The organism is Ehrlichia canis str. Jake (genome assembly GCF_000012565.1).
Classification (GTDB): domain Bacteria; phylum Pseudomonadota; class Alphaproteobacteria; order Rickettsiales; family Anaplasmataceae; genus Ehrlichia; species Ehrlichia canis.
The window spans coordinates 1,166,205-1,183,760 of sequence record NC_007354.1; the positions used below are offsets into that span (position 1 = coordinate 1,166,205).

Annotated in this window: 6 protein-coding genes; 2 read left to right on the forward strand and 4 right to left on the reverse strand. The window is 29.5% G+C overall.

Going from position 1 to position 17,556, the window contains the following annotated elements; all coding sequences use genetic code 11:
• Positions 1–126 precede the first annotated feature (126 nt).
• Together ECAJ_RS04275 and ECAJ_RS04280 are read left to right on the forward strand one after the other, a co-directional pair.
• Positions 127–957 (forward strand): P44/Msp2 family outer membrane protein, encoded by an 831-nt coding sequence (locus ECAJ_RS04275; RefSeq protein WP_011304940.1) that lies wholly within the window; start codon positions 127–129, stop codon positions 955–957.
• A gap of 210 nt (positions 958–1,167) precedes the next feature.
• Positions 1,168–2,031, forward strand: coding sequence for a P44/Msp2 family outer membrane protein (locus tag ECAJ_RS04280; RefSeq protein ID WP_011304941.1), 864 nt, complete (start codon positions 1,168–1,170; stop codon positions 2,029–2,031).
• A gap of 478 nt (positions 2,032–2,509) precedes the next feature.
• On the opposite strand, the gene ECAJ_RS04285 is transcribed toward ECAJ_RS04280, so the two are convergent.
• The 4 genes from ECAJ_RS04285 to ECAJ_RS04305 all read right to left on the reverse strand — a co-directional run bounded on the left by ECAJ_RS04285 (position 2,510) and on the right by ECAJ_RS04305 (position 17,246).
• A complete protein-coding gene (locus tag ECAJ_RS04285) occupies positions 2,510–4,855 on the reverse strand; it encodes a hypothetical protein (protein WP_044262220.1) in 2,346 nt (781 codons plus the stop codon).
• A gap of 818 nt (positions 4,856–5,673) precedes the next feature.
• Complete coding sequence (locus tag ECAJ_RS04290; RefSeq protein ID WP_155799211.1) at positions 5,674–9,465, reverse strand: hypothetical protein; 3,792 nt, start codon at positions 9,463–9,465, stop codon at positions 5,674–5,676.
• 1,917 nt (positions 9,466–11,382) lie between these two features.
• Positions 11,383–12,420, reverse strand: a complete 1,038-nt coding sequence (locus tag ECAJ_RS04300) for a hypothetical protein (protein ID WP_011304945.1) — start codon at positions 12,418–12,420, stop codon at positions 11,383–11,385.
• A gap of 299 nt (positions 12,421–12,719) precedes the next feature.
• Complete coding sequence (locus tag ECAJ_RS04305) at positions 12,720–17,246, reverse strand: entry-triggering protein EtpE (protein ID WP_155799212.1); 4,527 nt, start codon at positions 17,244–17,246, stop codon at positions 12,720–12,722.
• Positions 17,247–17,556: the final 310 nt, after the last annotated feature.

The window sequence follows — 17,556 nt, forward strand, 5'->3', positions numbered from 1 at the left end:
ATAATAAAATATATTAAAATTCTCTTAAGAAAATCATCAGTATTTTATATAAAAAGCCATATTCTAACTTGTACTCATTTCATACTTTTACTATTTTTGATTTACTATTATTATTCTAGGAATAATATGAACTGTAAAAAAATTCTTATAACAACTACATTGGTATCACTAACAATTCTTTTACCTGGCATATCTTTCTCCAAACCAATACATGAAAACAATACTACAGGAAACTTTTACATTATTGGAAAATATGTACCAAGTATTTCACATTTTGGGAACTTTTCAGCTAAAGAAGAAAAAAACACAACAACTGGAATTTTTGGATTAAAAGAATCATGGACTGGTGGTATCATCCTTGATAAAGAACATGCAGCTTTTAATATCCCAAATTATTCATTTAAATATGAAAATAATCCATTTTTAGGATTTGCAGGGGTAATTGGCTATTCAATAGGTAGTCCAAGAATAGAATTTGAAGTATCATACGAGACATTCGATGTACAAAATCCAGGAGATAAGTTTAACAATGATGCACATAAGTATTGTGCTTTATCCAATGATTCCAGTAAAACAATGAAAAGTGGTAAATTCGTTTTTCTCAAAAATGAAGGATTAAGTGACATATCACTCATGTTAAATGTATGTTATGATATAATAAACAAAAGAATGCCTTTTTCACCTTACATATGTGCAGGCATTGGTACTGACTTAATATTCATGTTTGACGCTATAAACCATAAAGCTGCTTATCAAGGAAAATTAGGTTTTAATTATCCAATAAGCCCAGAAGCTAACATTTCTATGGGTGTGCACTTTCACAAAGTAACAAACAACGAGTTTAGAGTTCCTGTTCTATTAACTGCTGGAGGACTCGCTCCAGATAATCTATTTGCAATAGTAAAGTTGAGTATATGTCATTTTGGGTTAGAATTTGGGTACAGGGTCAGTTTTTAATTCTATTACCACACATATCAAAATCTAATTCATTTTCATTGCTGTTATAAACAAAATAGTCAGCAGGAGGTTTTTAATGAATTTATCTTGTAATGTATTAAATTTCTATTACAAAAACTGCTAACATTTTGCATTAAAAAATGTCGTTTAATTTGTTTTAGACTGTATTTTTACTATCGTTAATTTACTTTCACTGTTTCTGGTGTAAATATGAAATATAAAAAAACTTTTACAGTAACTGCATTAGTATTATTAACTTCCTTTACACATTTTATACCTTTTTATAGTCCAGCACGTGCCAGTACAATTCACAACTTCTACATTAGTGGAAAATATATGCCAACAGCGTCACATTTTGGAATTTTTTCAGCTAAAGAAGAACAAAGTTTTACTAAGGTATTAGTTGGGTTAGATCAACGATTATCACATAATAGTATAAACAATAATGATACAGCAAAGAGTCTTAAGGTTCAAAATTATTCATTTAAATACAAAAATAACCCATTTCTAGGATTTGCAGGAGCTATTGGTTATTCAATAGGCAATTCAAGAATAGAACTAGAAGTATCACATGAAATATTTGATACTAAAAACCCAGGAAACAATTATTTAAATGACTCTCACAAATATTGCGCTTTATCTCATGGAAGTCACATATGCAGTGATGGAAATAGCGGAGATTGGTACACTGCAAAAACTGATAAGTTTGTACTTCTGAAAAATGAAGGTTTACTTGACGTCTCATTTATGTTAAACGCATGTTATGACATAACAACTGAAAAAATGCCTTTTTCACCTTATATATGTGCAGGTATTGGTACTGATCTCATATCTATGTTTGAGACAACACAAAACAAAATATCTTATCAAGGAAAGTTAGGTTTAAACTATACTATAAACTCAAGAGTTTCTGTTTTTGCAGGTGGGCACTTTCATAAAGTAATAGGTAATGAATTTAAAGGTATTCCTACTCTATTACCTGATGGATCAAACATTAAAGTACAACAGTCTGCAACAGTAACATTAGATGTGTGCCATTTCGGGTTAGAGATTGGAAGTAGATTTTTCTTTTAATACTTCTATTGTATATGTTAAAAATAGTGTGAATCCTTTTTTGTAATTTCTAATAAATTTGACATGAAACAAACCTTATTACATTTACAAAAAGGATCAGCAACTGGCTAGTAATATTTTGAAATTAAAACAATCAATAACTACGCTTTGAACCATATGATCACCATCAATTATACAAATCTATCCTTAATACTAATTACAAGTATTTCACAACATATTACCTGTGACTTTGTAACAAAACTAACTGGCATATCCACATCTATCAGAACCATAATATTTATATTGATTGTCAGTAAAAAATTCACTAAATCTATACTTATTTTCTTCTACTCCCTAACATAAAACTCCTGTTGAACTTGACATCAAACAAATTTTATTACATTTACAAAAAGGATCAGCAACTGGCTAGTAACATTTTGAAATTAAAATAATCAATAATTACTCTTCTAATTATAGAACTACATTAATTCATACAAATCTATTCATGATACCAATCTTCACAAGTAATTTTCACCATACCACTTGCACCTCTTTCAGTAGAACCAGTACTAACATCTACACAACCACCAGCCCCAAAGTATTTACTATTATTTTCAGCAAGAAGTTTACCAGATTTACATTCATCTTTTTCTATTTCTTCCCATAAAGCCTCTGTAATAAAGTTTTGATAAGGAATAAATCTTATTCTTTTATCATGTGGGACATTTTCAGATCTACGACTCACATGACTATTAACTACCCTATAATACAACATTCTTTTATCCCACACCAAATTATTACTTTTGACGTTCTTCCTAATATCATGCTGCAACTTTCCACCACCATTTGCAGTTAACTGTACTTCACAAACTTCCCCATCATGTAAACGTTCATCTTTTTTACAAAACTCAATTACAGCATCCATACCAACATCACTATTATCTTTAAGATGTTTATCATTTTCACTTTTAGAAGACTTATTCTCCATTCTTTTAAAATATATTTTTACAAAATATTTATCAGATTTTTTTGTTTTAAACATACCCATAACATATTCACCAGGTTGTCCTTCTTTACCTATCCAACTTTTAATGTCAATTTTGCCAGACTCTCCACCACCAAGCATTTCTACTTTTATAAAATCACATTTACCAGGTACGTTGTATATCCCAGACAGCTTAGGATAATGCAACAATACACTCTCACTTTTATTATCTTCCTGCAATACAGGCAATGCAGAATCAAAATTCTTATCACTTTCAGTCATTTTTTCTGGTACATATGTTGTACTTTCAAAACTATCAATACACATACCCATAGAATGATAATCTAGTGGTTGTAATTCAAGTTGTAATTTTGGATCTAAAGATAACATTTCTTTATTATCAACATTAAAGTACCTTAGCACATGAGTATCAAACCTATAAGATTTTATCATTGGATCCGCAGATAATATTTTTTGGTTTTTAAGATTAAAATATTCAACATTAGAATTAAGGCTATCAGATTTTATAAACTGAGTAAAAACTTCAGGAGGTAACGTTGTAGATTTGTTATCTGCTATTTTCAATTTAGTGTTTTGATACAAATAAAATGAATTTTTCAAATTGTTGCATGGGTTATCATCTTGGTAAAGATTGAGTTTTTTATTGCGATGTTGTTCATCAGAAAAAAAATAATAATTATCTTCATTGATTAAAATACTATCTAAAAAATCTTGATTTTTGTTTGTTAGATCATATTCATAATCAGCACATTGAATATATTGTTTCTTATCTGTAAGTACATAACGTACCATTTTATTAGGCAATGGTTTAAGCCAAGTATGTTTATCATATACATTATGAGACTTTAACACATATCCAAAAGTAGTATTTATCCCATCTATACATTTTACCGTAACTTTATCATCATGTTGATATCTTATCTGACCCACTGCATTATCTTGACAATATTCATCCAGTTTCAGTACCTTACCATCTTTGCATTTTTGATACAAATAGAATTGATGATTATCAAAATTAATTTTAGGTCTTACAATACTAATACCAAAATGGTCTACAATTTCATCACTCACACGCTTATCCTGCGTCACAATAAGCTTACCATTAAAGCTCATTTTTATCTTCCCATCTTCTTCTCCATGTAATATTGGCTTAGGTAACGCAGGAATAGGAACACATTTAGTCAGAAAATTACCTTGATCATAATAGCTAGCACATATTCTACTATTTCCAACTTTATAAATGCTAAACTTATACAATTTTTCAGCAAAAGTAACGTCACAATTCCTACTCATAACACCAACACCCAAGAAAAAGTCTTGTTTATATAACTTACCATTATCTACTACTATAAGCCTAATACCCGGATTAAAAAACATTTGACGTGAAAACTCTATTGGCACAAATCTCATGCTACTTTTTTCATCAAACAATACAGTACAAAATTGCAATGGAAGTAATTTCTGAACAGTTTTTACACAGACTGCAGTTGTTTCACATCTTGCACTCCATTCAGATTGTTCGTCTGGCAAATCTTCACAAGAAGATACACCACATACACATAATTTATGATATGCAAAATTACTTGTATCAAAGTAAGCAATATGAGGCAATCTATTTGCTCCTGCAGTTCTACACTCTCCTGCCTTAATAATAGTGCAGAACATAGCATTATCGATTATTACTTCATCATTAAGAAACTTTAGATATCGATAACCCGAAAAACTCGGTTTTACATTAAAAACCTGACGATCTTCCAATGAATATACATTACCTGTATACAATATTAGTATAAAAACATATCCTACTTTTTTTACAATATTAAAAACATGTCTAAACATCATCGTACATATACTTAGTGGAAAAGAAAAATCTCTATAATTATTAATATATTAATGCCAATGCTTTCTATATTAACTATATTTTATAATAAGTATAATAAATTAATCACTTTATTGTTTTATTTTTTAAAAATAAGCTGAGTCAGACAATGAATTACCTAAATAGCATTATTCAACATAATATATAAATCCATTCCTGAGAAGTAATAACCACAAAATTATATATCAGATCACTATACACCTAATAACATTTATCACTATAACATAGAGCAACACTTTACTTTTACTAAACTATATATATCAACTACAGTATTAGGGAACTTACAATACACAAACAATACTTTAAATGACATATAAAAATGCATAGTACAGTATACTACTACCATATACAAAAAGCATCTTCAATTTACTATATTTTCCCAATTGTTCTGCTGAAACTAAAATTGAGCTGTTACTCAATATATTACTTTAGTTTTACTATACCATCCGTTTGTAACATAACAAACATGAAAGAAAATACATGAACAAACTAGTGTTGCAAGATATTATATAACCATTTAAACTGGATTACTTATCTATTGCACCTACTACAGTACTTTCAATACTGCCATATTGAATTATAAAAATTAAACATCTTATAAAAATATACTGAACAAAAACATTTTACAAACTTTTAGAAATTCTTCTTACTCGCACTAAAGTTCAACCTAAACTATTTCACAATAGTAATACAATACAAATTGTAATTACCTACCCTAAAAACTAAGATTATATAGAAGTACTACCTAGATACTTCACTATCTACTGTAGATACCTATTTAAACTTTAGGCTTTCCCGATTCACCTTTCACTACTCTTATTGTGGGCTTATTATAATGCTCATTTATTTGTTCTCTAACTTTTTCTGATAATCTATAATAACCAAGTATTTGCCATATAGTATCACTCACTTTCCAACAAACATTTTCACTTGTTTTGTCAGTATTAGTATAACAACACGTGTAATCAAACTCACCTTTTTCAGATATATTTCCAGTCTCATAACATGATAAAACAAGTTTTTCATCAGTCATACACATTCTTTCACCATTACCGTTACCATAACAACAATGCTCGTTTGTACATGACATTTTAACACTTTGGCCAATTTTACCCATTTTAGTAGCACTACGACCTGTATTCATTGCACTTTGAGTGATACATAAACTAGTTGGATAACTACTACTTTGGCTATTTAAAGTTCCATCTTTGGCGTAAATACACAAAGAAGCCAAACATCCTCTATTTTGTAATGTGTCAGTAGTATCGAGACAAAAAGTCTTTTTTTCTTGATCATAAATATATTCCAACTCAACTAGCTTTCCTTCTATCATTTTTACCTGTGAACTTCTATATTGTGTCTTGCCTTTAATCTCTTTTGTATTCAACTTCGCTAATTCTACTGCATCATCACCAACAAGCATATTAGTCAAATCTGTAAGACTTTTCTTCCAACAAATACGTTTTTTGTCATTTTTTGAAGGAGATTTATAATCTTCTAATTTACCATAACAACACTTATAAACTCCATCAGATTCACTTTTCCCACCTTTAATGTTATCTTTTACACTATCTTTAGTATCATCATCTTCATAACATAATAAAGAGACCTCTTCATTAGCCCAACACAGTTTTTCAGCTTTTTTATTATCAGAACTATAGCAACATTTTCCATCGCTTTTACAAGATAGGTTAATATTTTCACTTATTTCAGAATCTTCAACTCGCATTTCATTTTTAGAAGGACACTGTACCCCTTTGCGAGTTATAAGATAAGTTCCCGAAGCAAAAACATCATTTTCACCTTTTTCATAAACACAAACAGTTTGCAGACATCCTTTTTTTATACCATCTTTAGTATTCAAACAGAATGATGTCTTTTCTTTAGAATAATCATATTTTATATCTGTAATAACATCTGGTCTATCTGCAAAAGGTTTAATAGTATTAGATGGAGGTAGCTTAGTAAGTAACTCCTTACTTCCATTATCAAACTTTTCTCTCAATGCTAAAGGTAGAGTACTATAACTAAATTTTTTCAATAAATCAGCGCCATTTGTTTTCCAACAAATATCTTTATGATGCGATGTATCTTTCATATCGTAATAACAACATATATATTTGTCATTAGGTACTTTCAGATCACTTGCTCTGTTTCTATAACAAGATAAACCTATATCATGATGCTCATTGTCCTGCCAACACTTTTTATAGTTAATACGAAGGTTATTTTCATACAATGCATTATCAACATTAGAACCATAAATTAACCTTAAATCTTTTTTATGGTTATTATAACAATATCCATTGTGAGCACGACTTACAGTCATTTTATCACCAGCCTTTGAAAGATTGACAAAAAGATTCGGAATGTTACTTACAATAGGTTTACACTCTTCCTCACCAAACATAGTAATAGGAGTACTAAATTTCATAGTCTCATCATTTGAAGAATATATACAAATTGACTTTAAACAGCCACTATCGCTATTTACACTACATAATGATTTTTTTGATTTATTGTAAGTATAACTCATATCCTGAATCTGCACTTTCGAACCACTACTCCACATCTCACATGTGAGCCTTACTAACCCATCTGCACCCTGCTGAATTGATTTACCTAACTTTGCACATCCTCCAGAACCAGGATATTGATTTGGACTCTTTTCAAAAGCATTCAATGGCCCATTACAATCATTAACATTTAACCTAACAATGCCTTCAGGAAAATTACTATTCCCCCATGGAATTAATCTATAGTGCTGCAACCATAAAGGTCTTTGCTGATTAAAATCCATTCCAGTAGCAGACCTATAATGCACTACAGTATCATCATTAATAAAAGAACTGTTGTCTCTACACTTATTATGAGTACACCCACGTGCTACAAGCGAAATTTGACAGCTATTATCAAAATTATCAGAATTACATAGTGCTACCACTGTATCCTCTCCATACTCTCTAGGATATTTTCCTCCTTCACCTACGTATATAACTAATTTTTTTCCATTTAACTTATTGTTATCGTTTTTCAATATACCAAGAGTATAATATGCAGGAGTACCAGAATAAGCTGTACCAGAATTTACATAACCAGCTTGACCACCACCCCAAGCCTCAATTTTTATAAAATCACACTTATGATAATTACCTATTTCGTATACATACTGTTTTGTTACAGTACCATCCACATGTTTTTTTACTTTATATTCATACTTAGGAAATTTATCGATACACATGCCTTCAAAATACAAATTTCTTTCTACCAATCCACTTAAAACACCATCATTTTGAAGGAAGAAATCTAAGTTTTTCAACTCACTTTTATTTTTATATGCACCAAAAGTTTCAAAATCATCACTTGTATAACTATATAAACAACTTTTAGTATGCTCTTTTTCATCAGAAGAATATTTTAACTCTCCAAATATACACTCTTTCTCATCTTTAATTCTCCTAAGATAAGTTGGAATGTAGAAATACAATTCACTATTTTTACACAAATTTGACTTTTTATCCCCACTATATGGCATAAGATTATATTTAACTTTAGGAATAGTATAATGTGTATCATGACCTTTAATAGAAGTGACAAAAGATTTCATTGATATATTATCAAGATCATAACTCATACTATCATCACATGGATAATATATTCCATTACTATATATATGACGCACAAACTTTTTCTTATTTGATCTTAACCAAAAATACCTATGTCCTCCTATACTTTTATCATATCTTTTAACATAATACCCATTTTCTGCATAATTTAATCCACCTAAACATTTTATATTGTCAACATATATACTAGTTGCAATTTCTTTTTTACTTTTAATACATTTCTCATTCTCATCTTTTTCAGTACAACCATCTATAGTTTCAAATTCATGATTTTTGACATCAATTTTAGGCAGTATTAGACCAACAGATTTACCAAAGATAGCTTGTAACCCTTCTAAAGACATCTCCTCTATTTTCTCTTTATAATCACGACTAGTTGCACTCTTCAGATTACCTTCAATTACACTTCTGACTTTAAATTCAGCAACAATCTCTTCTTTATCATTAGCTCTTAACACAGGCCGTCTCAACGCAGGTATTGGTAAACATTGCTTTACACATTGCCCCCTACTATTATAGTAGATACATAAACTATCCATACCACTCCTATGCATACCGTAGAGTTTAACACCATAATCTGATAGATTAAGATCATCCCTTCCAGATTTTATACCATTAGACATTACAGTTTGAAAATCAGTAGAAATTGATGTTTTGTTTTTTGGTACAAGTTTTAATCCCTTAGTAGGGTGCATAAGAAACAACTTAGGATCAAAAAATGACTGAAGATAAAATGGTACAATACGAAAATCTAGAATTGGAATTTCCTTGTATATGCCTTCACAAAAAGGATAAGGGCCTTTATTAATTTGATCTAAAGTATAAAATACACTACTACTGCTACACGTATTTGCATCTAAGCTAGAATCAGGATCTAAACCGAAGCTAGAGTCAGGAAAAGTAAAATATAAACAAAATACTACAAGAGCTATTATTCTTAACACACACTCTACCATTTAACAGAAGATACACAAATGTATATCTAAAATTGTACTTTACATCGTCAATTACTTACATGGTCATAGCTTTTTATCACAGTAGACAGTTTATAATACTACTAACCATGTACTACTTAAGATGGTCTTCAGTGCAAAATTTATCAATCAAAGATTAAACTATTAAATATAGGATATTAGCAGCAAATTAGTACACACAAACTATGTGCATTACACTAATTTAAGAACACTAATAGAACTTCAAACTATATATCCTAACAACACTATTAACACTTCTCCATATTATGCAACCAAATCGTTATGTATAACATCAAACATACCATCTATAATAGAAATTCACTGCATATAAAGCAAATAGCTTTATCAAATACAACCTACAGTTACAAAATACATTAACTCTTAATTAATATGTAAAGAGAAAAAGAAGCCATAACATTCATTAGTATACATAGTAATCAACAATTCATTTTTCAGAATTCAATGAATTTACAATTACACAAACAAATTAATGACTAAACATCATAAATTCTACTTAGAAAAAACTTAATAAATCATTTTTTAACATACTGCACAATAGCATAGGGTATAAGATGACTTTATTTTGAGTTTGTTAATACATTTCAAATTTTAAAAATCCAATAAATAACTTTTTACAAAATTTTTCAGCACTACCTATAAAATCACCAAAGAAACTTAAAGTATAATTAATGATATAAGATGTTATTAAGAAATAAGCGTTAACATTAATACAATCAATACATTTCAATATCATAAATAATACTTCTTTACATTTCGCACAGTAAAACACCAATACAACTGTAGATTTTCTGCATATATTAATAAAAAAACAAGTTCTTTTACTACTGCACATGCAAAAAATCTAACAATACTCTTTATATTCTCAAGCAGGTTATATTTTCACTTTATGAATATTGTAAATAATATTTCCTTACATCTCTTATAGTAAAATACCAATACAACTGTAGATTTGTTGCATATACTAATAAAAAAACAAGTTCCTTTACTTACTGCACATGCAAAAAATCTAACAATACTCTTTATATTCTCAAGCAGGTTATATTTTCACTTTATGAATATTGTAAATAATATTTCCTTACATCTCTTATAGTAAAATACCAATACAACTGTAGATTTGTTGCATATACTAATAAAAAAACAAGTTCTTTTACTACTGCACATGCAAAAAATCTAACAATACTCTTTATATTCTCAAGCAGGTTATATTTTCACTTTATGAATATTGTAAATAATATTTCCTTACATCTCTTATAGTAAAATACCAATACAACTGTAGATTTGTTGCATATACTAATAAAAAAACAAGTTCCTTTACTTACTGCACATGCAAAAAATCTAACAATACTCTTTATATTCTCAAGCAGGTTATATTTTCACTTTATGAATATTGTAAATAATATTTCCTTACATCTCTTATAGTAAAATACCAATACAACTGTAGATTTGTTGCATATACTAATAAAAAAACAAGTTCCTTTACTTACTGCACATGCAAAAAATCTAACAATACTCTTTATATTGCTAAATAGACCATATATCCCTTTCTGTAATTTTTTAGCACATTTACAAAATTATAACAGTATTAATATGTCAGAATTTTGAATAATAATTTGTAAAATAATACCTTATCCCATTATATACTGTACATACAAAAACTTTATCACACCCTCCATACTTTAAATTTATTTACTATTTAATTTATAACTTTTTAAAATACGCTTACAAAACTTTCAATACAATTTAAATAACAACACTATGAATTTTTCATATGGATTTATTTAGTACTATCAAAAAAGGAGAAGTCTTAATTTCTCATAATACATAACAAGCCAATGTAACATTCAGTACTCAACTTCCCAATTCACCTCAACGTATTTTTTCATAACTCTGTGAGCTGATCCCACTAACGTACTCTGCAAAATCCCTAAACTTTTGCACATCCCATCCCATTATAGAAAATGCATAATAAGCTAACGGTATAATCTTACCTCCAGCTTTCATCTGTTTAACTAAAGATAACATAGACTCATAATAATAAAAGCCAAAACTCTTATAATACCTAAATCTATACATATCATGTATTAATGATGCAATAGTTTGAGGAGTATTCCTACGTAGAAAATCAACATGGTCAATTGTAGCACCAAGCATAGCTGCATGAAATAACGCAATTACATCTCCTTCTTTTACTGCAATACCGTTATCAGCAAAAATACGATATACTTTTGGCTGATAAGTAAAGTCTGATATAAAATCATATGGTGTTTTTAATGGCTTCAGCCAATATGCAGGATTACTAGCTTCCCCATCTACAAATGTTTCACGTATGAGATATTGTAAAAGATCAACATATTCTTTAAGCATACTTGTAAATTTTGGAAATTCTGATAGCGCTGACAATTGTGCACAAATCTTTCCCTGTTTTATTGCATTTAGATGATTTACTACCTTCTCAGGTAAATTACCATTTTTTCCAACCTTATAATAGTAAGTAACAAATTCAGAAAATAATTGATTACATGGATCTAGATATTCACTATCTAAAGACCTACTTAAAGTTAGTTTTACAAAATTAACAAAATTCTGCTCGGTTAACAGCTTTTTAGGAAGAATAGTTAACATACAAGACCATAATACAACAATATTAGTTATATGCACATAGGGCATTCCTTCAGTATCATACTTTAATTTAAAAATAGCACTAACGGGAAAGAAAACATTACTATTATCAGTATTATAACGCTTGCCAAGCTCTTCTATTAACATATTGAGTCCATTATCATTCAAAACTCCATTTACAATAAATGCATTAAATATAATTGCATCAATCAACAAAACTATTGTATCTTTATCATCATTAATTCCTACATCAGTAAAAATTTTAAGTACAGTTTTATCATACAAAAGATTTATAATATCAAAACGTAATTTTTCTACAATCGGTAGCTGCCTATCAATCCCTTGTCGTGTTACACTATCAACAGAATATTAGGATAAATTTTTCATATATAATATATCCTGCAACACTTCCATGTATTTCAATAAGGTAGTTCTGAATTCATCAAGTTGTAACAGCTTCTCACAAAAACGCTTTTCTTTTATTTTTTCTGCAAAACTTCGCAATTTAAAAGGTAACTTACTTGTGTTATTACTTAACAGTTTCAAAAAATTAGTTATTCATTATCAGCATCACATTTTAGCAACTATAAGTTCTTTACATCGATCTCCAATACCAAGTTCACAAAAGATTCAAATTCTTCACTACTCCATGATGCTTTAGAAGCAAGATATAACATACAAGACCACATTACAATTATGTCGGTTTTGTAACTACCATAATTTCCATATTGCGTACTGTTAGCATTTCTTTGTAATTTCAAGATAGTATCATCAGGAAATTTTGTAACAGTCTTAGTTATTCTCAGCCTATGAAGTATCTTATTACCTTTCCGAACTGGATCACCAACTCTCACCACACTCAAAGTTCTATCTTTAACAGCAAATGAAATCAATTTACTTAGATTAGCACTACTAATATTTGCATCTAACATTAATGTGTTAAGCATAACAGCATCAATAATCAAAGGTATTTGTGCTTGAGTATTTGTAATACCCACATCAGTAAAAACTGAATACACGGCTGGATCATTTAAAAGATATTTAATCCTAGAACGCAACTTCATTATATTTGATAACTGCATATTAACAGTAGCACTGGAAGGATCATTGAATATATCACCTGAATGTAATATATCTCTCAATATATTCTTATATTCTGACAACACACGTCCTAATTCTGGGAATTGTAACATCTTCTGACAGAAATCTTTATTATTTGTGTCTATTAAGAAGTCTTGCAAAGTCTTACTCAAGCTATATTCGGTAACTCTGAATGCCTTAAACAAATCAACTAAGTCTTGATCACATCTTCTTAGTTTTATAGACTTAAGATCTATTCCTAACAGTAACTTTACAAAAGATCTAAAATAGTTAACACTCCATCTAACATCAAAAACATAATATGAAGTATAAGACCACAATGCTATCATATTGGCTCTAAACACACCATCTTGTCCATATTTCATACTATTAGCATTTCGCAACAATTCCAGAATCGTATCATAAGGTAATCTATCAGTGTATCTTACACTTACATTATTTAATAATGAAAACACATTATCTATTTGAGCACTACTAATATTCAGTTTAGACATTACATAATTAAATACTACTGCATCAATTAATAAAGTTTCATCTTCTAAAATACCCATATTGTGAAAAACTTCATAGTTCTCACCAACGCTATCGTCTAACTGCTCAACTACATTACTTAGCTTATCAGATCCCCTATCTATTATATCATTTTTATTCAGACTATTAAATAAGTTACCACTCATATAATTCTCTAATTCCGATATATATTCACCAAGTAATGTCATACCAGGAAATTCTACACAAAAATTTGGATTACTGATTTTCTCAATAAATTCTTGTACTCCTGTAGGTAATTTGTCTTTATATAGAGCTATAGCATCAAACAACTTGACATTGGTATCACCACATTGTCTCCACTTCATAAATTTATCTAGGTCTACGCCTAACATCAATTCAACAAAAGGAGCAGCGTAAAGATCAAAAATTTGTTTATCAGTTTCAAAAAAATTATACATCCAAGAAACAACTATATTGTTTTTCTTATAGCCATTTTTATCTGCCATTACATTCTTATGTATAAAATCAATAAATTCACCATACTCCTGTACAAATTGTTGATTCTGTAATTTTACACTAAACCACCTCTCTGTGTCTTCACCAACAACATTAAACATCATTGCTTCATCATCAGACAATGTATTATAATCTACATCATGCTTTGAAAGATCATAGTCAAACTTATCATCAGCAACATAATGATTCAATAAACCTTCTGGTGGTTTTGATATACTAATACCATAATTAAAGTTAATAGCATCAATATATAAAAGTATAGTTTCAGGATTATCATCAATTCCCAACTCTTTGAATACCAACTGAACCTTTTCATTACTCAATTCAGTTAATAATCTTTTACGTAAATTTGGTAAATCATTTGACATGTTTTTACTACTAAATAAGGTATTAATCATAGAAAAATAATCATACAAAGCAGTTATTAAACTTGTCATGTTCTGTACTTTTCTACAAAAGGTAACGTCACTTATTTTATCCAAGAACTTCTTTACTTTGTCCGGCATGCCACCCATTGGTTTATTAGTCTTTTCTATAAATGCAGTCAAAACATTGTTACAACTATTTTCATCTATTAGTTTTATTTTTCCGACAGAACCTGACCATTTTTCACAAGTCAGTTTGACCATACCATCAGCCCCCTCTTGAGCACAATTATAAATACCAGAACATCCTCCAGACCCAAAATATTTATTAGAATTTTTCTCTAAAGTACTACTATTACAGTTACATTCTTTACTATCCTTCTGTAATTTACCGTAAGGTTCATCTGGACTTTGATATGGTATTAATATTTCACCTTCTCCTGAATCACGGAGTCCAGTAGCAAATCTATAATGTACTAACTTATCAACTCCTTCAGAATTATCTTTTAAATAATTACCACCTACATCACCACCATTAGCAACTAATTTTATTGTACAGTTTTCATCATCATCATCACATAATTTTACAGTAGTATCTCCACCAGCATTGCTTAAATGGCTAGACCCTGTACCTCCAGTACCAATATCAATAATTAATTTTTTATCAACCACATCTTTATCAAATTTCAATATCCCCATAACATAGTTACCAGGTTTACCAGATTTACCAGATCTTGATACTCCAGATGCTCCTCCACCCCATGCTTCTATTTTAAGAAAATCACATGTAGAGTTTTTTTTATCTATACTCAATTTATAAGTATTTTGTAATACGTTTCTAACTACAGACCTTTTCCCATATTTATAAGATGGAAAATTACTAACACACATACCCTGTAAAATTGGATTTAAAGGTTTAATTTTATCCAATTCATCATCCCCTTCATGAAAGAAATTAGTAAAATCATCATCACTGTCATAAAGTGAGCTACATCCATCAAATTCACCCATTAAATTATTTGATGCAGCATTATCCTTACAAGACACTCCTCTATCTTTTTTATAAAACCTAGTACTATCATATTTATATAATACATTGCTCACACATGGATTGCCCTTAGGATTATAATGACCCGCAATATCAAAAAATAAATCTTGTTTTACACTTTTAACTTTATCGAGTTCTCCTTGCTGCATATTTGCAATATTTATTGCAGACCCATAATCACACATTACATAGCTTTCAGATTTTTTTCCATCATCAGTTTCATCATTAACAACCCCATAACCCAAAAACATCTTTTCATATCTACTTAACCATAAATCTCTATTATTCTTCTTAAGAAAATATTTCATACGTACAAAAGGCATATCAACAACACAAGTAACATTACCATTACTATCACTTGCATATCCTAGATCCTTAGCAGATTTACCTGAACACTTACTTATATCATGAACAACTTGACCACCATCACATTCATACTGACTAATCAATGTGTAATCATCCAAGTTAACTTTAGGCTTTATTACAGAAAAAAACATATTGCTATCTTTTGTGCCTGGTGATACATCAACATCACAACTAGGTAATCCTTGACAATCTTGATACTGAATATGCACACCACCAGAACTAGGAGTTACTTTAGGACGCACTAACCCTGGTGAAGGAAGACATACCTTTTTCTCTGGTACTCCATTATTAAGATATTCTGCACATACCATATCATAACCAGCTTTGTAGATCTGAAATTTATAGGGAATGCCAGCATATGAAATATCATAGGAAGTTTTATCACCTATCTTATAAGATTGAGCATACAGATCCTCTATATAAGGTTTTCCAGAACCAGAATAAATATGTATTCTAACACCAGGTCTAAAAAAAGTTTGCTGAGAAAATTTTAAAGGAGTAATAGAAACTATATTCGCTGAATCTAATATGCTACAAAAAGGAGGAGGATCGACAGACTTTTTTACTCTTTTACAACGTACTTGTCCATTGATACAGTGGGTATTAGGGTTGCAATCGTTTATAAGACATACACACACCATTTTGTGAACACCATTTTCAGTCAAAAACGCTCTAGCTGAAAGACTTCTATAAAATCCAGGATTTTTACTCTTATAAATCGATTTACAACTACCTATAGGAATAGCATGCTCTGTAACTTTTCCCCAGTAAGAAGACAGTTGCATCAACATTATATCATGTTCATTTACTGTACGACTATTCTTATCAGGATTGATACCTAGTTGAGCAGCATAAATATCTTCTATATCTTTATACCATCCATTATAATATCCATTAAAAGACGGAGTTCTTATTTGATTATGCCCAGCAAACCTGATATAGACACTATCATTTTCCTTATAATCAAAAACTTGATTGTAATCAGAAAAATGAATACCAAACCAATATCCATAAAAGAAACCCACATAGTCCGTGAACCTTACTCTATGATAGCCCATGCCCTTTATGAACTCCTCAGATGTAAAATGTTTCCCATTGTACATTGCAAAATACATCTCTAGCTTTTCAGGAGTAACATATTCAGACTTACCTAGAGCTGGACAAAAGGAAAATAATAATACTGCTAAGTACAAGACTATATTTTTACACCACCATCTTCCCATAAACATACTTAGCTATTATTAAAGAAAAACATTTAAAAACCCCATACATCTTAAAGGATATTTACTAAGACATAGAAATAAAAATATTTTATTTATCAGATATATCATAATTTATTTACATTAAAACAAGATTTTCCTATAAAACCATAAATTAATTACATTTGAAAAAGTACAACTTCACTATACAATTCTCTTCGTGTATATGCTACCATATTATAACAGGTCTACTGATATAACATAACAAATAATGATTTATCAGCAATTATTAAATAAAAATTTAACACTATTTTATGAAATTTCTTGCTTAATA